This window comes from Candidatus Nitrosotalea sp. TS (assembly GCF_011319465.1).
Lineage (GTDB): Archaea > Thermoproteota > Nitrososphaeria > Nitrososphaerales > Nitrosopumilaceae > Nitrosotalea.
In genome coordinates, this window is record NZ_RCMB01000013.1 from 114,774 (window position 1) to 137,404 (window position 22,631).

Sequence of the window (22,631 nt, forward strand, 5' to 3'; positions counted from 1 at the left end):
TCGATTGAATTTAAACGTGAGTTTCCCATGGTAATGTCATGAATGTGTTATCCATAGCAGGTTCTGATCCATCGTCTGGCGCAGGCATTCAGGGAGATATAAAGACATTCACAGCTCTTGGAGCATACGGACTTGTTGCAGTTACTGCACTAACAAGCCAAAACTCTTCAAAGTTTTTCAAGTCAGAACCTGCTTCACCTGAAATCATCAAGAGTCAGATAAGATCTGTTCTTTCAGATTTTAAGATTGATGCAATAAAGATAGGAATGGTCTATGACAAAAAAACCATAAGAACAATTCACTCTGAGCTGAAAAACCTAAAGATTCCCATTGTGCTTGACCCAATTTTTGAATCAACAACTGGAGGAATACTTCTTCGTATTGACGCTTTTTCTGATTTCAAGAAATTACTCATGCCCCTCTCATATGTCATAACTCCAAATGTGCCAGAAGCAGAAAAAATCACTGGTATGAAAATCAAGTCTTTGGATGATGCAAAAAAAGCAGCTCTGAAGATAAATTCCATGGGTGCAAAAAATGTCATAATAAAAGGCGGCCATATGAAAGATGGCAAGGTGATTGACCTCTTGCTTGAAAACAAGAAATTTCATACGTTTTCTCAGAAGAGACTTGCACGAGAAAGTCATGGCGGAGGATGCATATTTTCTGCCGCACTTTGCGTGAATATAGCCAAGGGAAAGAGCTTGATAGAATCTACAAGTCTTGCACAAAAGACTTCATTTGAGTCCATCAAAAATTCAACTAGAGTTGGAAAAGGCCTATCCATTGCAAGACAAAAAAATGCAGATACAATAGAAGACGAACTTGCCACAGCAATCAATCCAATTTGTCAACATGGAACAAATTTATGAAAACATACCAGAAGTGCAGACAAATTTTGTGTATTCCAAACCCCGTCCAGGAATCCATTTCCCACATACTAGGACTTGAAGGGCGCATAGTCAAAGCAGGAAAATTAGCCATAGTGACAGGTACGCTCAAGTACGGAGGCTCAAGACATGTGGCCAATGCAGTTCTTGAGGTGGCAAAAAAGTTTCCCACAGTAAGATCTGCAGTCAATATCAAATACGACACCAAGACAATCAAAAGAGCTACTGAGAAGAGACTTTGCATTGCATATTACGACAGGGTTCTAGAACCACGCGATACCAAAGTCACTGAAGGAAAAACAATATCATGGGGGATAAAGAGTGCAATTGAGAAACTCAAGAGCCCTCCAGATATCATATACCACAAAGGAGACATCGGAAAAGAACCGATGATCTTGTTATTTGGCAAAACTCCAAAAGATGTCTTGACAAAGCTTGTCAAGATTAGGTAGAAACTTTTCATCCTTCAAAATAAATACTACATTCTTAGACTACATCTCATGAAGGCTGTAATCTTGGCCGGTGGACTTGGAACAAGACTTCAGCCTTATACTACATTTCTGCCTAAAGCAATGCTCCCGCTAGGAGAGAAACCACTCTTAGAACATTTGATTGAATGGATAAAGAATGGAGGCGTAGACTCGTTTGTCTTGTGTGTGAGTTATTTGAGAAGAACAATAGAAGATTATTTCGAAGACGGGAGCAGGTTCGGAGTAAAAATAGAATATGCAGTTGCAAATAGACCGCTGGCAACAGCAGGGCAATTAAAAACTGCACAAGAGTTTATCGATGATACTTTTGTTTGCGTGTACGGAGACTCTATTTTTGAATTTAGTTTAAGAAACATGATCAATTATCACAAAATGAAAAAATCTTTTGTAACTATGGGGTTGGCCGAGTACAAGACCAAGCTTCCATATGGATTCATAGAAATGGACAAGACCAATAGGGTCAAGACATGGCAAGAAAAGCCTGATGTGAAAGGCAACATCAACATAGGATGCTATGTCATGGAGCCTGGAATTTTCGATTTAATCCCAGAAGGCAAGCCATACGGGATGGATCTTGTCATTCGCAGTGCATTGGCTAAGAAGAACAAGGTAAGCGGATATGTAATCAAGAAGGGATTTATCGACATAGGAGACAAAGCTTCCTATCGACGCGCATACCAGCATTATTTGGAAAGGCTTGGCCAAATCTAGTCTCAAACCATGACTGAAATTAAGATACGCAAGATACAGAAAAAAGATCTCTTCAATGGATTCCTGCATTCACTTGATTCCCTTAGGAATACAAGCCGCGTGAACCCAAGAAAAGCTCAGGCCATATTTGAGAAGATCTCCGAGAATCCAAATGAGGTAATCTATGTTGCAGCAATGGGTCCAAAAATCATAGGTGCTGCAACCATCATAATTGAACAAAAATTCATACACAATGGAGGAAAGGTTGGCCACATAGAAGATGTCGTGGTCGCAAAAGAATTTCAAGGAAATGGAATTGGCCAAAAAATAGTGCGTGCATTATTGAGATATGCACGAAAACAAGGTTGCTACAAGACCATTCTTGATTGTACAGATGATCTTATTCCGTTTTACAAAAAATTAGGATTCAAAATACATTCTAACTCAATGAGATTTGATCATCGGTCAAAAATGTAATCTCTTTTTGGCTGGGGCTTTAAGCGAAACAAGAGACCGCCTGTTATCATGACAGGTATTGATACCCCCATGAATATGGTTGGAGTAAGTGCAAGCTCTGGAACTACATACGCTGAAGCTATCTGTGGGATCAGTGTATTGACATAGTTCATTCCGATTAACGTTACAACTCCACCAGCAACAATTAGAGAACCACAAAATATTGAACCATATCTGCGCGCCAACAAAAATGAAGAGCCTGCAAGTATCAGTGCAGGTACTCCGCTAATTGTAATAAATTCCAGAACCGAGCCCGAAGGATCAATGTCATATGTCGGACTTTTTAGAAAATGCGATATCGAAATTAATTCAGCTACAAATAGTGCGAACATTGCAAAGCTTGCCGCGGCTACCCATTTTTCAACTGCCACAGATGTTCTTGAGTTACTTCAATAAATAAACCAAATGATTGGTTATACTATCCCAACTAGACCTGCAAGTTCTTTTCTGCAAGATGAGCCAAGCTCTTCTGCTGCCTTTTCAGGAGTTACCTTGTTCAAGAAAACGCCATATCCCCTTTCAAGACCAGACCAGGAATCAGACTGTGGATACACTTCAATATGCCAGTGAATCTGTCTGTTGTTTTTCTTTTCCGGAGAGAGATGAAACACCATGTTGTATGCCGTATTCTTCATGGTATTTGCAAGTCCGCCAAGCGTAGCCCTTAAGATCAAAGATAGGTCGTTTATCTCCTTTTGAGTTATTTTTGAAAAACTTGTAGTGTGTTTTTTTGGATATATCCAAAACTCATACGGATGTGAGGGAGCCCATGGACAAAATGCCAAAAATCCTTCAGTTTGCAGGATTTGTCTTGGCCCGCCTGTCTCAGTACTTACAGCCTGACACATTGGGCATATGCCTTTTTCATTTAGAATCTTGTGCGCGGCCTCTGCTTCCTGTTCGATTACAGGTGGAATTGTAGAAAATGTCACTATATTGATATGCGGATGAATAACAGGGCCGCCGGCTTCCTTGCCGTGATTTACATAGATTGAGACATAGGTTACTCCCCTTTGTGTGTATAACCACCTAAGTCTATCCTGAATTACAACTAGAACGTTGGACCATTGTTCAATTGATATGCTAGCAAGCGAGTCTTTGTGTTTTTCAGATGCAACTACGATGTAGTGATAACCATAGGCGGGTTCACTATAAAGCGGCCTATCGCTGTAAGAGTTCTCAGAGGTCGTAGCAACTACCGGATTCTTGCTTTCAAAGACTCTAACAGACCAATTTTCTACATAGTAATCTTCTGTATCCTGCAGTCTTTGCAACATACCATCCTTTGCAACAAGCGATAGTGACGATGGATTTGTCATGGATTCATTTCCAGGACAATAGGGACATTTCTTGGAATCATTGAAGTTGTGATTATCTTGGGAAACAATTACGAATTTGTCAACAACATAATCCTTACGAAGATCTCCCATATCTGCTAAATTCCCGATCTGCCAAGTTAAAACCTTTTCAATGATCGGAATATGGGATTCAATAGCAGGAGATCTAACCCAAAGACACCAGTAGATCTTTTTATCTGAAAAAGTGGTAAATTAGAACACAAATACGGATCATTTTGACAACACATCTAAGAAATTTGCAATTGCCAGATGATCAGGAAAATCTACAAGTTTTTCTTTAATAGAATCCACTAAAAACCTGTAGGAATTTCCATAAAGATCTTCTAGCACTTCACGCAGATATTTTGGATTTTCATAACAATCAGAAAGAGCAATACCATATTTTTTGTCAAGAAGTTTTGAAACTTCGGTATATCGTCTAGAGTCAATATCTATGAGTGTTTTTCCAATTGCTAAAATAACGAGATTCTTCTTCATAGCAATATCGTTGTAGGTCATTAGGATATACCACGCCGGTTTATGAAAAACCTAGGTACAGGTGGTCCTGTATCTGATATCTTTCCAAATGGACTAATTTGATACATTGGTATACTATAGCACCTGATCGCAGATATCATTCCATTCGTACGGTACGAACAAACACACTGTGAATGCCCGAGTTTTAGAGATTTACCAAAAATTACGCTTAAATTGGAATAAAATATGTGCACAATTATCAAAATGTCTACAGAATCGCTAAGACAAGACCACGCACTAATTGAAAAAGTGTTAAAGGCCATGTGGGCAACAATTCCACTTTTGCAGAATGGAACCACCATACCTGAACCCATAATTTCTCAAGTTATTGATTTTACAAAAAACTTTACTGATTTGTGCCATCATGGAAAAGAAGAAGGTTCACTCTTTCCAGAACTTGAAAAAAAAGGCATGCCAAAAGACAGCGGTCCAATTGCAATCATGCTTATGGAACATGCATTGACTCGAAAGTTGGCTGCAAGGATGGAAGAATCTGCCAAGACATATGTAACTACGGGCAATGCAACTCAGTTGATTACAGATATGCAAGAATACATCAATCATTTGATTCAACATATTTGGAAGGAAAACAACCGCTTGTTTGAGATGGCAGAGATGGCCCTTCGAAATGACGTGGAAAGAATAAACACTGAGCTTTCAAATGTAGAATCAGAAAAACTCAAAGAACTTGGCAAGACAAGAGAAGCTTATGAAAAACTTGCCGAGGATCTTGCAAAGCAGTTCCCATTAAAAGAAGGATAAGATTTCATTAACATGTGGCAACCAAAGGATTTTTCTACCATACCATTACTAGAGAGAGATATGAAATCCATATCTACATATGGTCGAAGATTTTTTGCAGATAATATAGGATGGATTTAGATTGACAGTAAAGACTGGAAATAAAGTAAAAGTAGAGTATGTTGGAAAACTCGACGATGGATCAGTTTTTGATAGTTCAGAGGATCATGGAAAGCCATTAGAGTTTGAGGTTGGCTCAGGCCACGTGATAAAAGGATTTGATGACGCAGTTTTAGGAATGAGTGAAGGAGATGAGAAAGAGTTTACCATACAGCCTGCTGAAGCATATGGACAACATGATCCAACTCTGGTACAAAAGGTTCCAAGAGAGGTATTTCCACAAGAAGCAGAGCTTACGGCAGGATTACTCTTTGAGGCAGGCCTGCCAACAGGTGAGAAAGTACCTGCAATGATTACTGCGGTAGATGAAGGAATAGTCACAGTAGACCTGAATCATCCATTGGCAGGAAAGACGCTGAGCTTTAAGATAAAACTCAAAGAAGTATCTGTTTGAATTTCTTATTGCAGATCAGCTAGAATGTGTTGGCATTTTTTTAACATATTCGAGTCGGCAAAAAATTGTGATCGACTTGAAAAAATCAAGGTTTATGTAATATATGAAAAACTTGGAAGATGGGGCTGAATAGGCATTACAAGCAATTCCGATGTTCATATGATCTATGTCTTACTTGATGGAATCGGAGACTTGCCGCATCCTGACTTGAAAGGAATGACCCCGCTGGGATATGCCAAGACTCCAAACATGGATAAACTTGCAAGCAACGGAGCAATAGGCGAAGTCATTTCAGTAGGAAAAGGAATAGCTCCTCAATCAGATATCGCTGTCTTTAACATGCTAGGTTATCGTTTTGAGAATTCGGTGTATGTTGGAAGAGGAGTCATAGAATCAATAGGAATTGGAATTGATTTCAAAAGTGGAGACCTTGCACTACGCGGAAACTTTTCTACTGTAAATGATGAGCGCGTCATAACTGATAGAAGGGCGGGCAGAAAAATCGAAAGAGAAGACGCGGTTGCCATTTCTCGCGAATTAGAGCAAAAGATCAAATTTTCAAATCCAAAGGCATCTGTAGTGGTATCACCTACCATAGGACATAGAGTCATAGTAAGAATAAGATGCGAGGGAGAGATCTTATCACCTGATATCAGTAACACAGACCCAGCATATGCAAGAATTGACGGCATGGGTGTTGCAAAAGCTGTTGGCGACTACTTGAAGATTGAAAGATCACTTCCCCTAAATGAATCAGCAGGAGCAAAACTCTCCGCCTTACTTGTAAATGAATTCACAGATCAGTCACTTGCCATCATGAAAAATAGTGAGATAAACAAGAGGCGCAGCGCACAGGGCAAGAAACTTCTAAATTCTATACTGTTACGCGATGCTGGAAACAAGTTTCCAGATGTTATTCCAATAAACCAGTTGCATGAGATGAAATTTTCATGTATAGTCGACATGCCAGTTGAAATCGGCATAGCAAATGTGCTAAAAATGCAGACATTCAATGCCGGAGGGCTAAACGACTATGAGGAAAAGGCGCGAGTTGCAGCAAAGGCAATGGAAACACAGAATGCCATTTACGTACACATCAAGGGCCCAGATGAATTTGGCCACGATGGAGATGCCATTGGAAAGATGAAAAACATAGAGGAGATCGATACTAGGTTTTTTGGCACTCTATTGAATATCATAGACACGTCAAAGGTTTCAGTTGTAATATCAGGGGACCACTCTACCCCATGCATAAACAAGGGACATAGCGACGATCCTGTTCCAATTTTGGTCTCTGGAGATTCAGTCAAAAAAGACGGAACTACAAGATTTACTGAGGAACAGGCAAAAAAAGGAAAGATAGGTTTGCTTGCAGGTGCAGATGTAATCAAGACTGCAATTAGTCTTATCAGATAGCAAAAGTGTCAATCTTTCCAGTCTTTATCATGTCAGAGAGTTTTTTCTTGAATTCGTCGATATCTACATCATGATACTTGCCTGTAGCATTGACAAGTTTTTGCATTGCGCGACTCATTATGGATAGGCAAATCTCATTTTCATATTTTTGATAATGGACAAAAGCTGCAGCAACAAGAATTATTCCTTGCACAAGATCTTTTCGCCTTCATATGTTTTTTTCCAGACACCCTCAAGAACTTCGTGGCATTCCCAGAATCTTTCGCTGTTGAAATAAAATTTCCCATTTTTAGCGCCTCATCTTTTCTATTTCTTCTTCAACAAGATGTCTAGCATGATCAAGCACCCCAAGTGATCCTAACTTTCAACTAGCAAATCAAGATACTCTTTTGCAATCGATACATCAAATTCCAAGTATCTCTTTGAGACTCGTGTATCTCTAATGATGGCATGCATTTCAGAAGTCAGTTGGTCTGCTTTTTTCAGTAACACCGGTGCATCGTGTGGTAGATAACCAGTATTCTTTAGATGAATCATGAAACGATCCATGTCGTATCAACATTGTAATTTCTTAAAATTGTTAGCTATTCCCTCGTTAAGATTTATATGAACTATTAAAAGGACTCACAATACATGTCCATGATTGAAGTTACACGAGATGTAAAGAATCCTCTACTTTCAAGAAGAGAGATTACGTGTACGTTCAAAGGACTTGCAGGCAGGCTCAAGAGATTAGAAGCTGCAGATATGATATCAAAGCAATTCAATCTTGAAGGCAAGATTGTCATTCCAATAAATCTCAAAAATGAGACCGGTAGGCCAACACTTTCAGGTACGTTCTATGTCTATGAAGACGAAAAGTTGGCAAAGGAACACCTCAAAGCAGCAGTATTCAAAAGACTAGAGAAGGCCAAGGCAGCACCTGCAAAAGAAGCCGAGCCAGCACAAGCAGCAGAAGCCAAGCCTGCTGAAGAGAAGAAGGAAGAGACAAAGTAATGGCAGGCAAGAAAGGCTCAAGCCCTTCAGTTTACAAGTACTACAAGGTAAAAGATGACAAGGCGGAGAAAACAAAAAAAGAATGCTCAAGATGCGGCAAGGGAGTTTTCATGTCAGATCACAAGGACAGACGAACTTGCGGCAAGTGCGGCTATACCGAGTTCACGAAATAATCAATAGAGTTTCTTCTTTCTCAGTTTTGAGGATTTTTGTTCTATTTGCTCTAGTTTTTGAACCAGAGATGGATCAATTTTGGTCTTTGCAAGCACATCGGCAGGAATCTTTACTATGTTTTGGTCAAGTGCAACATTTATTGTAGGTAATTTCTTTTGAATCCAATTTTTTAATACCTTATCTTCAAGTTTGTAATCACGGAAACCCCTCTGGAAATTTCTTTGTTATATGTAACAAGAGTGTCTTGTCATCAAACACTGAACGAGGCTCAAACAATCTAGTGGTATCAGCATACATACTCTCAAAGAGATTTCCCGTAATCTCATCTGAGACCATCTCCATCTTGGACATTCTTTTAACCAATTCAAGATAATGCAGAAACTCATGGGCAAGTATAGCGTGTATTGTGCCTTTTAACCCATAGGCGACAAGCGGGGCAGTGATTTGAATAATGATCTCTACCCTCTCGTTTGCAATTACAGGAAGTGTTCTTGCAAAAAGGATTCCATAGTCAAAGGAGCCACTAGGTTGTGAGATTACAATTGATGGCTCCACATATGCCAATGGAAAATTTATTCCAGATGCCTTCTCTATCCTACTTACACCCTCAAGTATGATATCAAACCTCTTAACGATTAGTGAGTGAATTTTGTCTGATAGAACACCGTTTTTGTGAGCTTCGTTTACTTTTAACAGCGGATCCAATTAAAAAAAACTGGAATCCGACTATAATAAAACCTTGATATCAATCCCATTCAGATCTTTGCATACTTGAGCCTAGAGAACCCCTTACCAAAGGTGTAGAAGTGTTCTTAGATCATCCTTTCTTTTTGTACGAGTCCAAGAGCTTGTCAACGAAGATGCTATTGTCAAGGTCAGGATTTGCTTTCTTTGCATCATGAACTGCCTTAAGAAACCTTACAAATGTTGCTTCTTTGACGGTAATTGTCTTGTATTCTTTACGGGGCAATAATATAGAAATACAGAGGCCTTTGATAAATTCTTGGTAGAAATTTTATAGAAATTCGATATAAAGTTGACTATAGAGTGGAAACAAGAGCAAAAATCAGTGCAGTTGCAGATCAATGACCTTTTCTTCTCAAGTATTCAATATCAACAGCCATTTTCATCATTGCAGACTCTATTTTGGAGAATTCTTCAAGCAGTTTATCATCTGTACTTGTTTTGGCAAGACTGCATTGTATTTTCATCACTATTTTTGCCATATCATAGAGAGTTGGTATCAGATCAACAACAGAGCCATCAGTTCTCGATTTAAGAACAAGTCTACTGTTACGTACTAGTGAAGAGTTTGCATGACCAATAAATTCATCCCCAATCATTGCTTTGTTTGAATCAGAAATAATCATATAAAATAATTTGTCTCATATCATACAAGCGATAATATTGGATCGCGTTTTCCAATTTCGGATACTAATCCTTGTCACTTAATTTATCCAAAAATTCTCTAATGGATTCATAATACGCAAACTCTCCCAAGATAGTTTTAACAGACTTTATCATCACCGCACGAATATTACTATCGAAATTTTTCTCTAGGATTTTTTTCAAGTATTGTGGATTATCAAGACAATCAAATACGTTGGCATTGTATTCTTCTTTCAACTTGGCAGTTACCTTATCAAATATAGAATGACCCATAGTAACCAACGTACTCTCTATTGCCAGTCCGACAAGAATTCGTTTTGGTTTTTTATCCAAGTTACTGATTGAAGATTTTGTTTCTATTTCCTCATATTTTGTACTTTTTCTGTGTTTTTTTCCTGTCATTAATTCCATGTATTGAAAATTACAGACAGGATTAGAACAGTGATAATTTCCTGAGCCTGGATCAAATTCGATCAACGGTTGTTCACAGTCTGGACAATGCACTATCACCAAATATTACCTCGTACCGGACTTGTGTCAGACATTTATTTATGTATGATCAATGCTCCAAGTCTGAATCATCTAGGAAAAATGTTTTTTTATATTCCCGACCTCAATTTTTATCCATTCACAAAAGATTTGCCAAGTCATATTGTCAGTATCGGCCCACTGGAAAAACGTGAACATTATCCCAGTAGAACTCTCCGAAAAAGGAACAATTCTCAGATATGCTGGCGTCATATGTTGTTCAGTTGGTCCCGCATAGATGTCAATTAGACCTGCCTTGGAATCTATTTCAAATCGTATGAAGACTTCTCCTATTGGCGTTACTGCCTTGTACTTGCCGTCAACAGAAGATATCTCTTTTACAAACTGCGTGCTCCACTTTGGCAGATTTTCAACATTAGATAAGAATTTGAAAACCTTGTCTTTAGGTACTGATACAACACAAGTTTCTGTAATAGAATTCAACATTGTTAGTTTTTGTGAGATTTACTTTAATGTTGTTTTTTGATTTATGGTATATCAGAGGTGTTCATGTGATATAATATGTAAAACATCACTATTTCATAATAATTATTTTGTTAAAATCAAATAATTTACATTTGCAGTTTGTTTCAAGTATGCTAGATATGCTTGGTTCTACATCTTGCCCTGCAACGAATCTTTTCAGCGGGATTCCACCATCAGATTTCATCATAATCTTAAATGATGTTTCAGATTCTCTTTTGAGTTTAATATCATAGATGGTTTTCTTATGCTTACGGCCTGAGTTTTCATACAAAACTACAGGTTGCCCCTCCAGTCTTCCCAGTTTTTCTAGTGCATTAGGTGTAATCTCATTTTCTGTGTCTATTTCCATAACAACTTCTGTACTGAACTTCACCGGATCTGAAGGAATTTTTGAGATGACATGCATTTTGTGAATTAAAACTCCATCCAAGTCAATCTTTTTTTGAAGAGAAACGTTTCTCTTGCGTGGGTTTACCAATTTTACAAAAAATGGCCTTCCATTACCCATCACAAGACTTGATTCATCCTCGCTTCCAATCCAGGTAATCTTTGCCTGTTGTGCACCAAACTTGTCAATTAGAAATTTTGCTATCTTTCCTTCAACGCTATTAAATTCTTGAATTCCATGAAAATCGCATACAAAACATCCTTTTCCTTCACACTGGTCACATGATTTTTGTTTTTGCGGTAAACCACGGATGCTTTTCGTATATCTTGCTTGTAACAATACAGCTTTTGGTTTTATGTCATAGTATTCCTTTTTGAAATCAATTGTAAACACCATATCTGGATTCTGATAATCTACTTTGGATCTTGTCTTTCGAGAAAATGATTTTCCCATCTCTCGAGTCACATCACTTTTGATGCTGGGTATTCCGCGAAGCTTAAACTTGGAGCGAATCAGGTCATCCCTGTCATGAATTGACGGCTGCAATATAGCACCAATTAGAAACGTGTAAAACTGATACTCTTTTGTTATGTCAATCATTTTTTTCAGATGCAGATCAAGATTTAGCATCATATTTTTGCAAATATAGCATGTTTTTGTGGGTCTCTGTTTTAGCATGTTTCTAATCTTATTTCCAAGTCTCTTGTGTGAAACTACTCCCAGCTTTTCTGCAAACATCCTACCAAGACAATGGTCACATAGAGGATGTTCTTTCAGGAGTCCCTTGGTGTTCTCTATAACTAGGGCTAGTTTTTTCTTGTCCACTAGATTATCGTAAATGTGGCATGTATTATTCCTAATCGGAAAAACAGTGATTCGTCTAACCTAACAGCACTTCCATAGTGACATTATGGCAGAATAGTTCTTGTTTTTCTAGTAAGGATATAGTCTTTGTTGTGTTTCTTTGTGAGTTACGCTGATTGCTTTTGTTGGACATGTATGAGCCGCGTCAAAAATTTTCTCAGATTTTGCACCCTCTTCGTTTATGACTTTGGATTTTGGATTGACTTGCACATTTTTTTCCACATGAAATACTTTGGGAGCAATGGTCTCGCAACTGCAACAAGCTATGCATCTTTCCGGGTCTACTCTTACTGAAATTGGTATTTCTTGTTCTACTTGGATTGGATCAGCATCTGGTTTTACCTCTTCTTTTACTCTGTCATAGTAATCCCAAAATACCTGCTCATATTGCTTCCAAAAATCCTGGTAGGCGTGTTCTGCATACTTGGTATATCTAGTCCAGTCTTCTTGAGGAGTCTTGTCCGAGTCTCTTGCCCCCCATGAACGCCTTTTTGAGCCAAAATCATATTTCGTGTCAGAGTTTTTGTCTTCATATTTTTCTTGATTTGAATTTGCGCCAATACTTTTTTTGTAATTAGTTCGAAGTGTTTGATATGCTTCTGATATAATTTTGAATTTCATTCCCTCCTGATCGTGTGCTGCTTTTGTCTGGGTGGTGTTTTAGTACCAATTTGCGATATGCCGCCTTTACCTCTTTCATTGGAGCGCCATCTTGCACCCCCAAAACCTGATAGCATTGGTAACTATTCAATACCTATTGTCCAGTCAAACTGTTTTAAATGCTTTTTACAGTAATCATGAGTGTTTTTCATGGTTTGATATGGTCTCTAGCGCCGCTCTTTTTGCAGCCAAGTCTGCAATTTTTTTATTCTCTGCACTTGCTATAATTACAACATCTCCATTTTCAGGTTGCAACTTTTCAACTAGCACAACAGTTAGTTTTTGATCTTTAATTGGTATATCATAACTTTTGTCAGATGTGAAGAGTTTGTCATTTCTAAATACTAGAGTGGTCGCCCCAAGTGCGCCTATCTTTATTGCCGCATCTCTTTGTTCAATGCCACTTCCCACGTCTTTTGCCAGTCCCTTGACAAGTATCGCATGATTGAATTTTCCTATTGTGATTGAGCATTCTTTGATGTCGCTTTCTGCAGGCATGACTTCATTTAGTTTTGAAAACAAGGCTCTTCCTTTGTTTGTCAGCGTCATGCCAGCTTTTGATGTAGTAATGAGCTCATTCATCTTCAGATGTTTCACAAGCGTCTTGATAGAGCCCTCCCCAAGTCCTACTTCTTCTATCAAAAGAGACCTGCTTGCTTTTGTATTTACGTATATTACCTGAAGTACTTTGAAGATATGTGCAGTCTCAAATGATAGCACCCTGCTGGGGTAATATCGTTGTGCCACTTTTCCAAGTAGCTTGACAACATTATGCATGTGTAGTTCCATGGTAGGGGGTTTTTATTTAATATTAATTCTTCACGCTTTCTGGCGGTCTATTTTTTCCCGTTACACGTGCGTAGGTAAATGTACAGATCAAGACGCCCACTGCCAGAACAGGTCCGGTATACTCAGGAACTATACTGGAATTGCTTAGGACTCTCATAAAATGACGAACCTGCAATTATCAGTGCAGTTGCACTCAATGCATATGAGAGATATCTAAAGCCAGTAGTGCCCAATGTTTTGATAAATGCAGCCCTGAACAATACACTGTCTAGTGTATCCATTGCCACCATGCCAACTCCAAATACCGCTATCATCTCAAGGGCAGATTCAATTCCACCCATGACCGTAGCAGCTGCGGATAGAGCAATGGCTGCAAGCTTGCGTTGACGTGTCAAATCCCAAGCCAAAAACTATGCCAACAACAAAAGATGAACCCATTGTTCCCATGAATTTAGTTCTTGGCAGAATCTTGCCTGCCAATATGGTTGCAGAAGTTTTGCCATATTTTTTCATGGCATAGAGATTGATTATTCCAATAACCCCCAATGCGGCAGCTCCAATTATTCCAGTAGACAATGAGAATATTCCGCCTTGATCGATTACACTTGCAGCAATAAACACCATAAGAAGCATTTCGGCAAGAACTGACACCATGTGACCTGAGCTAAACCCTGCACCTACCCATCTTGCTCGCTTTGATGCGTTATTGAATCGAATGAGATTGTCTATTGCCGTAATGTGGTCTACATCAAGTGCATGACGTATTCCCATCCCAATCAAAGTCAAGCCTGTTACAAGCCATGCCCACTCGTATGTCATATCTTGTGCTCCTCCATCAAATTATCTTGACCGCAAGCGCTAGAACTCAACGATCCGTTATCTTGCCATATTAGTATTTAAATCGTTGGACAGTTTATCCAATAGAAAAACTGCAGATAATTATTTTTGAGTGAAAATACAACATTCAAATTAAATTCTTGTTTTATCACATGATATTCTTTCCAAATACCATCTACTCTAGATTGCATTCATCCTTCCAGCTGTTTGATTTATGTATCGATGTAGTCAAGCTATGGTGACTGAAAAAAGTTGGCAGATAATTTATCACCAGTTATCCTGGGAGCGTTGATCATAATTTTTCTTGTTCTAGTAGAAACAACAGGACAATTTGCGTCTGCGACCCAATATTCTTTCCAACATGCAGAGGAACTAAAGCATCTGATCAACTGGCAGGATTACGGTCCACAGGCTTTCAAGCAAGCGCAGGAAGAAAACAAGCCAATCATGCTTTTGTTGACTGCGCCTTCTTGGTGCTATTACTGTCAAGTGTATGAAAGTGAAGACTATCTGTACAACCCGGATGTAGTCAAGATGATAAATCAAGACTTTATTCCGGTATACGTCGACTCTGACAAGCGAGAAGATCTGACAGGGCAGTACCTGCAAGGCGGATGGCCATCAACTGCAATATTAACGCCTGACGGACAGATACTTTTTGGATATTCCGGACCAAGACCGGTACAAAACATGTTGGTAAACTTTCAGCAGGCAGTTGACTATGTCAATTCTCATAAATTTTCATCTGGATTCTCTTATAATTACCAAAAACATCCCCAGGTAGTTCTTACAGAAAAACAACTTGCAGATCTCCCAGGTGCATATGCCAATTACAATCTAAAATTATACGACGCAGTCTATGGAGGTTTTGGAACTGGACAAAAGTTTCCAGAGGCTAGAACTCTTGACTTTTTTCTTGACATGTACCAGAAAACAGGAAATATGACATATCTTGGTCTAGTCCAGAATACACTGAAAAATCAATACACTAACATACAAAACCTCACAGATTACAAGCTGTTCGATCCAATAGATGGAGGATTTCACAGGTATGGTACAACCAGAACATGGAGCCCACCACATTATGAAAAATGCTATACGATAACGCAAAACTTCTCAAGACATACGAACACCTTCTATTGATAACCCCAGATGATACCATGGTAAAAGAGGTTGTAAACAAAACTCAAAACTATATTGAAAATAACTGGTATGACAAACAAAATGGCGGTTTTTACGGAGACACAGACTCTAGTCCAGAAGAGGCATATTATTTGAAGAATCCAAGACCTGATGAAAAGCCAATAATAGACAAGACCAAGTTTTCCGACTGGAACTCTGAGGCCATCATCACCTACCTCTACTTGTACAATGTCACAAAAGATTCAAAGTATAACGACATGGCAACACATTCGCTTGACTTTTTTGAGAGTAACCTAGTATCTAGCAATGGCGCGTATCATTATCAAGATGTGAATGGCACTATAGGAGTCAGCGGAAATCTTTTAGACAACGCCTACTTGCTTCTTGCTTTTGTTGATGGATACGATACGCTTGGAAATCAGAGTTATTTGAAAACGGCACAAGGACTTGCTGATTATTCTCTTGACAACCTGTATGATTGGTACAGTGGAGGATTCTTTGAACGAAACAGCCCCGATACTAACATCTACAAGCCAGGAGAGCAGATCAGTCTAACAAAACCACCTGAAGAAAACGGAGTAATCTCATATGCTTTGTTGAGACTATACATGGACACAAATAATATCGAGTACTTGGATGCCGCGATAAAGACCATGGGCAATCAGGCAGGCAATATTGGCCCTGTCGATGAAGGATACTATTATGTCAAGGCATCACAGATAATAGTTGACAATAACCTAATGTCGGATTTTACAAACGCCGAAACTAGAATTGACGATATTGAAAAACAAAAGCAAGAAAACTTTTGGTTGAATAATTTGATAAATGGTACTGGTCAGACAAACCAGAGCTTTGTCCCATCAGATATAGGACTAGCAAAGCTTCAAGGTCCAATATTTTTGCTTGTACCAATAGCTGTGCTTTCAGGATTCATATCATTTGCATCTCCATGCACTCTCCCAATTTTGCCTGCATACATGGCATACACGTTTCGAACATCAAAAATGAACGTGCTTGGCATGTCAGTTTCATTCTTTCTTGGACTTGTCATCGTCTTTGTACTCTTGGGTATGTCTGCAGCTTTTGTCGGCACATATCTCAAATCAAACATTGGAGTATTCTCAGAGATTGCAGGTGTTGCAATGATTCTTTTTGGACTATACACCTTGTCTGGTAGAGGAATACCTGGTCTCAAGATTACACCAAAGAGTCCTGTCACTTACTTTGGATCATTCACGTTTGGCTGCATTTTGGGAATGTCATGGACTCCATGTGTTGGACCAATACTGGTTGGAATCTTGCTTCTTGCAGCAACCACAGTCTCCCTTCCAACTGGAAGCCTGCTCTTATTCTCCTATGCAACAGGTCTTGCAATTCCATTGATCCTAGTCTCTGCATATCTTGGCAGAGTTGACAAAGATTCCATTGCATGGAGAATAATTCGTGGAAAAGAGATCAAGATAGTTCTAGCCAACAAGCAATTTTCTCTGCATACAAACACATTGTTTTCAGGAATCTTGTTTGTTGTATTGGGATTTCTTGTATTTTCCGGAATTCTTTATTCATTGAACCAGCTTGTTGCAAACACATCCATCCAGCAGTGGTTCTTTGAAATCGAGAATAGATTATTGCAAGTATTGCATAATTGATCAGCGCAGATAAAAACCTGAAAATGTACTCATCTTTTAAATAATATTCTGCATATAATGTAATCATGACACAAGATGCAGAATCCATATACAATGAATATATGTCTAAACTGAAACAAGTCATGCCAAACGTTGATCCTGGTCTGGTTCACCAGATAATCTATCTCGAAAGAAAACTTACAAACGAAGATATGAACGAGCCAGATGTCAGTGCAATTATAGAATACAAGTCAGGTATAGACGTGGATGTTAAAATGAATGGTTTGCGAGAAAAATATTCTCTTGAAGTGGAACATGGAGATAAACAGGGCGTACTTCACGTCATGGGTCGTATGAAGATAGGAGATATTCAAAAAATTGCAGCCGATATGGACATTGTAAAAATTACAGGAAAAGCAGATCCTACATATGGAGAATAATAGTACACATATCGCATCCTATTCTTTTAGTGCGTGCAAACTAACGTTGTTTACTGTTCGATATTTCTAAAGTCTTAAAACATCTTTACAATTATAGAATCAAGTAATGTTTCAAATACAAGATTTTGACGATTTCAAATCTTGTTAGGAGAATCAACCGGTTGCAACTTATCCAAGACCCATCTTGCGCAGCATTCCCTGTAGTTGCCTGCCCTTTGATGCCTTCATCATGGTCTTGGAATTCTTGTATGCCTTGAGTAATTCTTTTACCTCATGTTCGGGCCAGCCAGAGCCTCGTGCAATTCTCTTTACGCGAGATGCGTTGATAAGATCTGGATCGGCCTTTTCCTCTTTTGTCATGGACTGGATTACATATCTCCACTTTTCCATCCTCTCCTCTTGCTGGTCTAGCTGGTCTTCTTTTACCATCCCAGAGATCCCAGGCATGTTCTCCATTATGCTTCGAAGTCCGCCTGCCTTTGTAGCCTCTTCTATCTGGAAATAGAAATCTTCCATGTTCATCTTTCCATGAGATATGCGCTTTAGCCTCTCTTCGTTTCCTTCAGTTTCAAGTCTTGCAGCCATGTCAAGCAGGGCCTGAATGTCTCCCATCCCAAGCATTCTTCCGACAAATCTAGTTGGCGAAAACTTTTCCAAGTCATCTATTCGCTCTCCGGTTCCAATGTACATTATTTTAGCACCGGTAGCAGCTGCTGCTGCAAGAGCCCCACCGCCTTTAGCACTAGAATCTAGTTTTGTTATGATTATACCGCCAACTGGGACTATTTTGTGAAACGATTCTGCCTGATTGTAACACTGCTGCCCTATGGTACCATCAATGATGAGCAACGCCAAGTCTGGATTTGCCACCTGTCCTATTCTGAGTCATCTCATCGAGTAGATCTTTTTCTTCCTTGTGTCGTCCAGCAGTATCTATCAGTACAATATCAAAATTTTTTCCCTCAAAATGTTTCAGACCATTTTTTACAATCTCAGGCGAGTCCTTGTTGCCTTCCTCGCCGTAGACTTCAACACTTGCCTTTTCACACATTGTCTTAAGCTGAGTCAAGGCGCCAGGTCTGTACGTGTCTGCACCAACTACACAGACTCTATACCCCTGCTTTGTCAGATGCTTTTGCAAGTTTTGATGTTATTGTTGTCTTGCCGCTACCCTGAATTCCAAGCATTAACACGCGGTTCATCTTTCCCGGCTGGAAGACGTATTCATTTTCTGTTCCCAACAATTTTGAAAGTTCGTCAGTACAAGATCTTTACAATGTGATCCTTTCTTGATAGCCCGGGAGGAGGAGTCTCATTGAGCGAGCGCTCCTCCAGATTTTTTGTAATTTGAAAGACAAGTTTTACATTGACATCAGACTGCAACAGTGCCCTCTGTATGTCTTTAGATAATTCTTTGATTAGTGCCTCATCTATGGCAGACGAGTTGACTATTTTTTTCAGTGCAGCCCGGAGGCCTGTCTTGAGGCTGTCTAGCATTACTTTTCCAAAACAGCTTCGGTTATTTCAAACCTTCCTCTGTACCCATCCCATATTTCGTTTGATTTTACAATCTTGATGCGCCCAGAAAACAAAGGACATGATACTACAAATGTCTCCTGCTTCGCCTCCCTCAAATGATGCGTTAAATCCAAACTTGGATGACAGAACAATTAATTTTTCAACATCATGTATGGTCATTTCTTTTCCAAGCCAAGAATTATCAAGTCCTTGTGCAGTAACACTTGTGACAATAAACTGAAAACCAGATTGTATCAGATCGTGCAGATATATTGATTCGTTTACATTCCAGAGCGGAGAGACCACACCAAGGTTCAGACTACGACAAATTGTTTCAAAATGGTTTTTCTGAAATGCGCTACGTATTCCTCCATGAACTACTCCTTCGATTCCAAATTGCTCCTTTGCAGTCTTTAGCGATTTTTTTAGATTATCAACCTCTATTCTGGTATCATCAGAATCAAGACCTACAGTGATTTGTGGAATGTTCATCGCTTTTGCCTGTAGTACAGTTAGCCCAATGTTTGGATGATGCAGTAGATGGCTTTCTTCAGACTTTGGAAATACAGTAACAAGACATGATATGTCATGGCCTTCAGATTTTGCCCTGTAAATAGCAAAGGCGCTGTCCTTGCCACCTGAGAAGAGTGCTCCAAGTTTCAATTTGCACTCTGGATGTATCCAGCCAATTAATTTTTTTCCAGCTCGGTTACCTTTTTGAAGCAGTTATCACATAAAGTCAAGGATCCCCTTATTGTAATTTCTACGTTTGATGCAAGACATACATGACATAGGCCTTTCATATGCTATGTATGATGTCACGGCGTATAACTCATTCGAGAAAGAGAAAGCCTTGGATGCTTCACACTCATAATCTTCATCACAATGATGTCAGTTGGCTTTTCTCGTCATCATCAGCATCCGAATCTAGCTCTTGATTCGGACTATAATAGTTCTATCCATTACCTTCCAGTATTCAACATCTTGTCCCTGAGTTATCTTGTCTACTACCTCATCTTCTATCTGGGATACATCGAAGACCTCAAAGCTCTCAGAGTCCATCACCTGTACAATTGCATCAGTTTTTGATATCACAGAGCCTACCCTCTTATCAATTAGCGGTACCTGTACCTGAGCACTCACTGGTGATACATGTGGATACTTTTTCTTGTCAAATATTCCAACAGCTACAATTCTTGCCTTTGCTGCTCCGTGTTTTCCTGGTTTACTGGTATCATATTCTACTATCTTGCATGGTTCTTGGCTTGGAGCGTCAACAGGTAGCAAGATGTAAGATCCAATTTTAAGTGAACCCAGTTCAGAAGGCTTGCTCATCACACAAACAGAATTTGGCAGAGTATATAACTTTTTTATTTTATTTTTTCTATCACAGAAAGGTTCAACAAGTTGGTCAGTCGGATTCCTTTTCTTGCAACTTCCTTTCTTGTCTTTTCACAATACTTGTTGTCACTTTGGTGCGTGTTTCCACTTGAGACTTCAAAGACAACCAAGTTATCCACATATGGAAAAGTAAACTTGGGAGATTCTGTGGAAGACATGTGTAAAGTTCCGCATTCTGCCCGTCTTACTCTATTGCGTTTTGCCACAATCAATGCCAAGTCGGAGAGATCAGATTCAGAGTGTCCATAATCAAGATAATAAACAGAAACAAGATTGAGTTTTTGGTCGCTGAATCTTTCAAAGAACTCGGTATATCTTGAGAAGACAAATGTCGGCCTTTCTTGCTTGTATTTTTTAACTTCATCTAGTATGGGTTGTTGGTCTCGAAATCTTGCAAGAAGATACGTATTGTTGTGCGATGGAAAATATGCATTGCCATCTTCTGAAAAAGTGGCAGTGACAAAATACATGTCATCAATGTAAGCAGAATTTTCCAGTGATTCTTTCAGTTTGGATGATGATTCGTTGTGCAAATATGGTGCGCATACATATCCTCCCTCCGTAACCCCGGAACCAGACACGTGATCGGGATCAAACTACCTTCTTATATGTAGTTTGGTAGGACCAAAGTTTTACAGATCTGTTTCAGATTTTGGGAAATATGCAACTGTTTTTCCTATCCGATAATTATTTAATACGAACAAACGGGATGAAATCGATGTCCCACGCTAGCTCAGCCTGGTAGAGCATCCGGCTGTAGTGGTTGGCTCTGGCTGACCGTCATCAGCCTATCAGGCTTACAGATACCGGAGAGTCGCAAGTTCGAATCCTGCGCGTGGGACCATCATAAAATTCAAAAACACTGGATTTACTATACTAACGATGTCTGAAGATTCGAACTGGTCCTCTTTGGATGAAATAGATCAAAAGATCATTGCAATTCTAAACAAGAATGCAAGAACCCCTTCCAAGGAGATTGCATCTGAGCTTAGAAATGCAGGAGTGGACGTTTCTGATAGAACCATCAGAAAAAGAATTGAGAGGTTAGAGAAAAGCGGCATCATAAAGGGATACAAGGCAGTGTTGAGCGGTGTCTCTTCCACAGGCGAGTTTGAGGCATTGTTTTTAAAGTTAAAGATTGCGCGTTCAATTAGCAGCCAGGTTGAATCAATAAAGGATTTTGCAAAGACATTTCCAAATTATCTTTTTGTTGCAACGCTTGATGGCGATTGGAACATGTTAGTAGTGATGAGACTTGATAGTACTGAGAAAAACCCTACGTCAAAAATAATTGAAAAGTTTTCTGATCAGGTTTCAGATTACAGAATAAGCGGCCTTCAGGTAAAAGATGTCAATCTCTTGAATATGTCGCTCTTGCTTCTTACCTGATACGGTTTTGTTCTGTGATATCAAGTGCATTTTTTAGCTCATTTATTGTAAATGGCTTTTGAATAAACGCAGTAGAGCCAAATCCAATTGTCTTGCGGACTCGTGGATTACTTTTTTCGTCTGCAGTTATCAATATGATGGAAAGATCCGGTTTTTTCTCCAGCAATTTCTTTGCAACAGCATCGCCTGTCATGTCTGGCATCTGCATGTCAAGCAATATGAGCGGGTTTTGTGAGTCATTAATTAATTTTGTAACAAGTTTAATGGCACTGTTTCCGTCATTTTCTATCTTGATGTCATCATATCCAAGTTGTTCAAGATAGCTTTTGAGTCGTAAAGTAATTGCAGGACTGTCATCTATTACGACAATTGGTCTCTTCTCTTCAATAGTTACTGATACGTGTTTTTTTGCCTCTTCTGACACCTTCATTGCCAAGTCTACCTGTCCTGACTTGAGAAAACATCTTGCCGCACACTGGTATGCGTATGATGAGCTAGCAGGGTCTTTTTTTGCAACCTTGAGATAGTATTTTGCAGCCATGCCAAATTCTTCCCTGCTATCCTTGCCTTGCTTTTCCTTACATTCTGAGGCAAGAATGAGATATACGCCTGCCTTGAAGCTCTCCTTTTTCATCGAATCTTCTGCAAGTGACATGAATAGATTGTGTGCTGAGATGTTTTGATCATTTTTCAAGTAGGTACATGCCAAGTCAAACTTTTCAAGGTCTTTATCCAACACTTTGCTAATACAGCACAAGATTATATTTTTTGAGTTGCAGAAATGGTAAAATTCTTGACTTGGGCGGTCA

General features: G+C 39.2%; 32 protein-coding genes, 1 tRNA gene and 3 pseudogenes. 14 read left to right on the forward strand and 22 right to left on the reverse strand.

Annotated features, from left to right (window positions below):
- Positions 1–38 precede the first annotated feature (38 nt).
- From thiD to DYY67_RS06570, 4 genes are read left to right on the forward strand one after another with little or no spacing between them, the layout of a single operon-like run.
- Entirely contained in the window at positions 39–872 is an 834-nt protein-coding gene (gene thiD / locus DYY67_RS10965; RefSeq protein WP_255492928.1) for a bifunctional hydroxymethylpyrimidine kinase/phosphomethylpyrimidine kinase, read from the forward strand.
- The gene (locus tag DYY67_RS10970; RefSeq protein WP_255492929.1) at positions 869–1,342 is read left to right on the forward strand and encodes a thiamine-phosphate synthase family protein; all 474 of its coding nucleotides are present in this window, start codon (positions 869–871) and stop codon (positions 1,340–1,342) included. Before thiD ends, DYY67_RS10970 begins: the two co-directional genes overlap by 4 nt.
- Before the next feature lie 48 nt (positions 1,343–1,390).
- A complete protein-coding gene (locus tag DYY67_RS06565; protein WP_166391797.1) occupies positions 1,391–2,092 on the forward strand; it encodes a nucleotidyltransferase family protein in 702 nt (233 codons plus the stop codon).
- 9 nt (positions 2,093–2,101) lie between these two features.
- Positions 2,102–2,548: a GNAT family N-acetyltransferase gene (locus tag DYY67_RS06570; protein ID WP_166391799.1), complete on the forward strand. Its 447-nt coding sequence runs from the start codon at positions 2,102–2,104 to the stop codon at positions 2,546–2,548.
- Here DYY67_RS06570 and DYY67_RS06575 read toward each other — a convergent pair.
- The 3 genes from DYY67_RS06575 to DYY67_RS06585 all read right to left on the reverse strand — a co-directional run bounded on the left by DYY67_RS06575 (position 2,530) and on the right by DYY67_RS06585 (position 4,443).
- The gene (locus tag DYY67_RS06575; protein WP_166391801.1) at positions 2,530–2,958 is read right to left on the reverse strand and encodes a hypothetical protein; all 429 of its coding nucleotides are present in this window, start codon (positions 2,956–2,958) and stop codon (positions 2,530–2,532) included. The genes DYY67_RS06570 and DYY67_RS06575 overlap by 19 nt on opposite strands.
- 42 nt (positions 2,959–3,000) lie before the next feature.
- Complete coding sequence (locus DYY67_RS06580) at positions 3,001–4,017, reverse strand: galactose-1-phosphate uridylyltransferase (RefSeq protein WP_166391803.1); 1,017 nt, start codon at positions 4,015–4,017, stop codon at positions 3,001–3,003.
- A 138-nt stretch (positions 4,018–4,155) separates the two neighbouring features.
- Positions 4,156–4,443, reverse strand: a complete 288-nt coding sequence (locus DYY67_RS06585) for a hypothetical protein (RefSeq protein WP_166391805.1) — start codon at positions 4,441–4,443, stop codon at positions 4,156–4,158.
- Between the two features lie 222 nt (positions 4,444–4,665).
- Here DYY67_RS06585 and DYY67_RS06590 point away from each other — a divergent pair, with 222 nt between their 5' ends.
- The 3 genes from DYY67_RS06590 (at position 4,666) to DYY67_RS06600 (ending at position 7,192) form a co-directional block, all read left to right on the forward strand.
- The gene (locus DYY67_RS06590; RefSeq protein WP_166391807.1) at positions 4,666–5,223 is read left to right on the forward strand and encodes a hemerythrin domain-containing protein; all 558 of its coding nucleotides are present in this window, start codon (positions 4,666–4,668) and stop codon (positions 5,221–5,223) included.
- 121 nt (positions 5,224–5,344) lie between these two features.
- Positions 5,345–5,776: an FKBP-type peptidyl-prolyl cis-trans isomerase gene (locus DYY67_RS06595; RefSeq protein WP_166391809.1), complete on the forward strand. Its 432-nt coding sequence runs from the start codon at positions 5,345–5,347 to the stop codon at positions 5,774–5,776.
- Positions 5,777–5,935: 159 nt separating this feature from the next.
- Positions 5,936–7,192: an alkaline phosphatase family protein gene (locus tag DYY67_RS06600; RefSeq protein WP_166391811.1), complete on the forward strand. Its 1,257-nt coding sequence runs from the start codon at positions 5,936–5,938 to the stop codon at positions 7,190–7,192.
- Here DYY67_RS06600 and DYY67_RS10975 read toward each other — a convergent pair.
- The 3 genes and pseudogenes from DYY67_RS10975 to DYY67_RS10985 form a co-directional block, all read right to left on the reverse strand.
- Positions 7,185–7,385 carry a DUF309 domain-containing protein gene (locus DYY67_RS10975; RefSeq protein ID WP_255492936.1) on the reverse strand — a complete coding sequence of 67 codons (201 nt, stop codon included), beginning with the start codon at positions 7,383–7,385 and terminating at the stop codon, positions 7,185–7,187. The genes DYY67_RS06600 and DYY67_RS10975 overlap by 8 nt on opposite strands.
- A pseudogene (locus tag DYY67_RS11920) lies at positions 7,373–7,435 on the reverse strand (hypothetical protein); the annotation flags it as partial. The gene DYY67_RS10975 and the pseudogene DYY67_RS11920, both read right to left, overlap by 13 nt.
- A gap of 114 nt (positions 7,436–7,549) precedes the next feature.
- A complete protein-coding gene (locus tag DYY67_RS10985; RefSeq protein ID WP_255492937.1) occupies positions 7,550–7,741 on the reverse strand; it encodes a hypothetical protein in 192 nt (63 codons plus the stop codon).
- Positions 7,742–7,825: 84 nt separating this feature from the next.
- On the opposite strand from DYY67_RS10985, the gene DYY67_RS06610 reads away from it, so the two are divergent.
- Both DYY67_RS06610 and DYY67_RS06615 read left to right on the forward strand, forming a co-directional pair.
- On the forward strand, positions 7,826–8,188 hold the full coding sequence (locus tag DYY67_RS06610) for a hypothetical protein (protein WP_166391813.1): 363 nt from the start codon (positions 7,826–7,828) through the stop codon (positions 8,186–8,188).
- Positions 8,188–8,361: a 30S ribosomal protein S27ae gene (locus DYY67_RS06615; protein ID WP_166391815.1), complete on the forward strand. Its 174-nt coding sequence runs from the start codon at positions 8,188–8,190 to the stop codon at positions 8,359–8,361. The genes DYY67_RS06610 and DYY67_RS06615 overlap by 1 nt, the downstream gene beginning before the upstream one ends.
- Here DYY67_RS06615 and DYY67_RS06620 read toward each other — a convergent pair.
- The 11 genes and pseudogenes from DYY67_RS06620 to DYY67_RS06670 all read right to left on the reverse strand — a co-directional run bounded on the left by DYY67_RS06620 (position 8,362) and on the right by DYY67_RS06670 (position 14,285).
- Positions 8,362–9,067: pseudogene (locus DYY67_RS06620) on the reverse strand (hypothetical protein).
- A gap of 112 nt (positions 9,068–9,179) precedes the next feature.
- Positions 9,180–9,332, reverse strand: a complete 153-nt coding sequence (locus DYY67_RS06625; RefSeq protein WP_166391817.1) for a hypothetical protein — start codon at positions 9,330–9,332, stop codon at positions 9,180–9,182.
- Positions 9,333–9,444: 112 nt separating this feature from the next.
- Positions 9,445–9,705 carry a hypothetical protein gene (locus tag DYY67_RS06630; protein WP_166391819.1) on the reverse strand — a complete coding sequence of 87 codons (261 nt, stop codon included), beginning with the start codon at positions 9,703–9,705 and terminating at the stop codon, positions 9,445–9,447.
- Between the two features lie 91 nt (positions 9,706–9,796).
- Positions 9,797–10,255, reverse strand: coding sequence for a hypothetical protein (locus tag DYY67_RS06635; RefSeq protein WP_166391821.1), 459 nt, complete (start codon positions 10,253–10,255; stop codon positions 9,797–9,799).
- Between the two features lie 78 nt (positions 10,256–10,333).
- The gene (locus tag DYY67_RS06640) at positions 10,334–10,726 is read right to left on the reverse strand and encodes a hypothetical protein (protein WP_166391823.1); all 393 of its coding nucleotides are present in this window, start codon (positions 10,724–10,726) and stop codon (positions 10,334–10,336) included.
- An 88-nt stretch (positions 10,727–10,814) separates the two neighbouring features.
- Positions 10,815–11,978 carry a tRNA pseudouridine(54/55) synthase Pus10 gene (locus DYY67_RS06645; RefSeq protein ID WP_320415996.1) on the reverse strand — a complete coding sequence of 388 codons (1,164 nt, stop codon included), beginning with the start codon at positions 11,976–11,978 and terminating at the stop codon, positions 10,815–10,817.
- A 108-nt stretch (positions 11,979–12,086) separates the two neighbouring features.
- A complete protein-coding gene (locus DYY67_RS06650) occupies positions 12,087–12,638 on the reverse strand; it encodes a ferredoxin (RefSeq protein WP_166391825.1) in 552 nt (183 codons plus the stop codon).
- A complete protein-coding gene (locus tag DYY67_RS11925; RefSeq protein ID WP_166391827.1) occupies positions 12,592–12,768 on the reverse strand; it encodes a J domain-containing protein in 177 nt (58 codons plus the stop codon). Before DYY67_RS11925 ends, DYY67_RS06650 begins: the two co-directional genes overlap by 47 nt.
- 44 nt (positions 12,769–12,812) lie before the next feature.
- Positions 12,813–13,466: a DUF4443 domain-containing protein gene (locus tag DYY67_RS06660; protein WP_255492939.1), complete on the reverse strand. Its 654-nt coding sequence runs from the start codon at positions 13,464–13,466 to the stop codon at positions 12,813–12,815.
- Positions 13,467–13,588: 122 nt separating this feature from the next.
- Entirely contained in the window at positions 13,589–13,807 is a 219-nt protein-coding gene (locus DYY67_RS06665; RefSeq protein ID WP_166391829.1) for a hypothetical protein, read from the reverse strand.
- Positions 13,794–14,285: a HoxN/HupN/NixA family nickel/cobalt transporter gene (locus DYY67_RS06670; protein WP_166391831.1), complete on the reverse strand. Its 492-nt coding sequence runs from the start codon at positions 14,283–14,285 to the stop codon at positions 13,794–13,796. Before DYY67_RS06670 ends, DYY67_RS06665 begins: the two co-directional genes overlap by 14 nt.
- A 270-nt stretch (positions 14,286–14,555) precedes the next feature.
- Between DYY67_RS06670 and DYY67_RS06675 the strand changes: the two genes are divergently transcribed.
- The 3 genes from DYY67_RS06675 to DYY67_RS06685 all read left to right on the forward strand — a co-directional run bounded on the left by DYY67_RS06675 (position 14,556) and on the right by DYY67_RS06685 (position 17,514).
- The gene (locus tag DYY67_RS06675) at positions 14,556–15,446 is read left to right on the forward strand and encodes a DUF255 domain-containing protein (protein ID WP_166391833.1); all 891 of its coding nucleotides are present in this window, start codon (positions 14,556–14,558) and stop codon (positions 15,444–15,446) included.
- Positions 15,395–17,095 (forward strand): cytochrome c biogenesis protein CcdA, encoded by a 1,701-nt coding sequence (locus DYY67_RS06680; RefSeq protein WP_166391835.1) that lies wholly within the window; start codon positions 15,395–15,397, stop codon positions 17,093–17,095. Before DYY67_RS06675 ends, DYY67_RS06680 begins: the two co-directional genes overlap by 52 nt.
- A 65-nt stretch (positions 17,096–17,160) precedes the next feature.
- Positions 17,161–17,514 (forward strand): hypothetical protein, encoded by a 354-nt coding sequence (locus DYY67_RS06685; RefSeq protein WP_166391837.1) that lies wholly within the window; start codon positions 17,161–17,163, stop codon positions 17,512–17,514.
- Positions 17,515–17,682: 168 nt separating this feature from the next.
- On the opposite strand, the pseudogene DYY67_RS06690 reads toward DYY67_RS06685, so the two are convergent.
- The 4 genes and pseudogenes from DYY67_RS06690 to DYY67_RS06705 all read right to left on the reverse strand — a co-directional run bounded on the left by DYY67_RS06690 (position 17,683) and on the right by DYY67_RS06705 (position 21,014).
- Positions 17,683–19,011: pseudogene (locus DYY67_RS06690) on the reverse strand (signal recognition particle receptor subunit alpha).
- Between the two features lie 27 nt (positions 19,012–19,038).
- Entirely contained in the window at positions 19,039–19,695 is a 657-nt protein-coding gene (locus DYY67_RS06695) for a diphthine--ammonia ligase (RefSeq protein ID WP_255492940.1), read from the reverse strand.
- 264 nt (positions 19,696–19,959) lie between these two features.
- A complete protein-coding gene (locus tag DYY67_RS06700; RefSeq protein WP_166391839.1) occupies positions 19,960–20,367 on the reverse strand; it encodes a translation initiation factor IF-5A in 408 nt (135 codons plus the stop codon).
- Between the two features lie 35 nt (positions 20,368–20,402).
- Positions 20,403–21,014 (reverse strand): hypothetical protein, encoded by a 612-nt coding sequence (locus DYY67_RS06705; RefSeq protein ID WP_166391841.1) that lies wholly within the window; start codon positions 21,012–21,014, stop codon positions 20,403–20,405.
- Between the two features lie 141 nt (positions 21,015–21,155).
- Here DYY67_RS06705 and DYY67_RS06710 point away from each other — a divergent pair.
- Both DYY67_RS06710 and DYY67_RS06715 read left to right on the forward strand, forming a co-directional pair.
- Positions 21,156–21,277 (forward strand) — tRNA-Tyr (locus DYY67_RS06710).
- A gap of 38 nt (positions 21,278–21,315) precedes the next feature.
- Complete coding sequence (locus tag DYY67_RS06715; RefSeq protein WP_166391843.1) at positions 21,316–21,822, forward strand: Lrp/AsnC family transcriptional regulator; 507 nt, start codon at positions 21,316–21,318, stop codon at positions 21,820–21,822.
- Here the strand turns inward: DYY67_RS06715 and DYY67_RS06720 are convergent.
- On the reverse strand, positions 21,815–22,558 hold the full coding sequence (locus DYY67_RS06720) for a response regulator (protein ID WP_166391845.1): 744 nt from the start codon (positions 22,556–22,558) through the stop codon (positions 21,815–21,817). The two genes, DYY67_RS06715 and DYY67_RS06720, sit on opposite strands and share 8 nt — an antisense overlap.
- Positions 22,559–22,631: the final 73 nt, after the last annotated feature.

What these genes read in the sequence shown, in the direction of transcription:
- thiD (WP_255492928.1), top strand. Translation starts at nt 39, where the DNA reads ATGAATGTGTTATCCATAGCAGGTTCTGATCCATCGTCTGGCGCAGGC.
- DYY67_RS10970 (WP_255492929.1), top strand. Translation starts at nt 869, where the DNA reads ATGAAAACATACCAGAAGTGCAGACAAATTTTGTGTATTCCAAACCCC.
- DYY67_RS06565 (WP_166391797.1), top strand. Translation starts at nt 1,391, where the DNA reads ATGAAGGCTGTAATCTTGGCCGGTGGACTTGGAACAAGACTTCAGCCT.
- DYY67_RS06570 (WP_166391799.1), top strand. Translation starts at nt 2,102, where the DNA reads ATGACTGAAATTAAGATACGCAAGATACAGAAAAAAGATCTCTTCAAT.
- DYY67_RS06580 (WP_166391803.1), bottom strand. Translation starts at nt 4,017, where the DNA reads ATGGGAGATCTTCGTAAGGATTATGTTGTTGACAAATTCGTAATTGTT.
- DYY67_RS06585 (WP_166391805.1), bottom strand. Translation starts at nt 4,443, where the DNA reads ATGACCTACAACGATATTGCTATGAAGAAGAATCTCGTTATTTTAGCA.
- DYY67_RS06590 (WP_166391807.1), top strand. Translation starts at nt 4,666, where the DNA reads ATGTCTACAGAATCGCTAAGACAAGACCACGCACTAATTGAAAAAGTG.
- DYY67_RS06600 (WP_166391811.1), top strand. Translation starts at nt 5,936, where the DNA reads ATGATCTATGTCTTACTTGATGGAATCGGAGACTTGCCGCATCCTGAC.
- DYY67_RS10985 (WP_255492937.1), bottom strand. Translation starts at nt 7,741, where the DNA reads ATGGATCGTTTCATGATTCATCTAAAGAATACTGGTTATCTACCACAC.
- DYY67_RS06610 (WP_166391813.1), top strand. Translation starts at nt 7,826, where the DNA reads ATGTCCATGATTGAAGTTACACGAGATGTAAAGAATCCTCTACTTTCA.
- DYY67_RS06615 (WP_166391815.1), top strand. Translation starts at nt 8,188, where the DNA reads ATGGCAGGCAAGAAAGGCTCAAGCCCTTCAGTTTACAAGTACTACAAG.
- DYY67_RS06630 (WP_166391819.1), bottom strand. Translation starts at nt 9,705, where the DNA reads ATGATTGGGGATGAATTTATTGGTCATGCAAACTCTTCACTAGTACGT.
- DYY67_RS06640 (WP_166391823.1), bottom strand. Translation starts at nt 10,726, where the DNA reads ATGTTGAATTCTATTACAGAAACTTGTGTTGTATCAGTACCTAAAGAC.
- DYY67_RS06650 (WP_166391825.1), bottom strand. Translation starts at nt 12,638, where the DNA reads ATGAAATTCAAAATTATATCAGAAGCATATCAAACACTTCGAACTAAT.
- DYY67_RS06660 (WP_255492939.1), bottom strand. Translation starts at nt 13,466, where the DNA reads ATGGAACTACACATGCATAATGTTGTCAAGCTACTTGGAAAAGTGGCA.
- DYY67_RS06665 (WP_166391829.1), bottom strand. Translation starts at nt 13,807, where the DNA reads ATGGGTGGAATTGAATCTGCCCTTGAGATGATAGCGGTATTTGGAGTT.
- DYY67_RS06670 (WP_166391831.1), bottom strand. Translation starts at nt 14,285, where the DNA reads ATGACATACGAGTGGGCATGGCTTGTAACAGGCTTGACTTTGATTGGG.
- DYY67_RS06680 (WP_166391835.1), top strand. Translation starts at nt 15,395, where the DNA reads ATGCTATACGATAACGCAAAACTTCTCAAGACATACGAACACCTTCTA.
- DYY67_RS06685 (WP_166391837.1), top strand. Translation starts at nt 17,161, where the DNA reads ATGACACAAGATGCAGAATCCATATACAATGAATATATGTCTAAACTG.
- DYY67_RS06700 (WP_166391839.1), bottom strand. Translation starts at nt 20,367, where the DNA reads ATGAGCAAGCCTTCTGAACTGGGTTCACTTAAAATTGGATCTTACATC.
- DYY67_RS06715 (WP_166391843.1), top strand. Translation starts at nt 21,316, where the DNA reads ATGTCTGAAGATTCGAACTGGTCCTCTTTGGATGAAATAGATCAAAAG.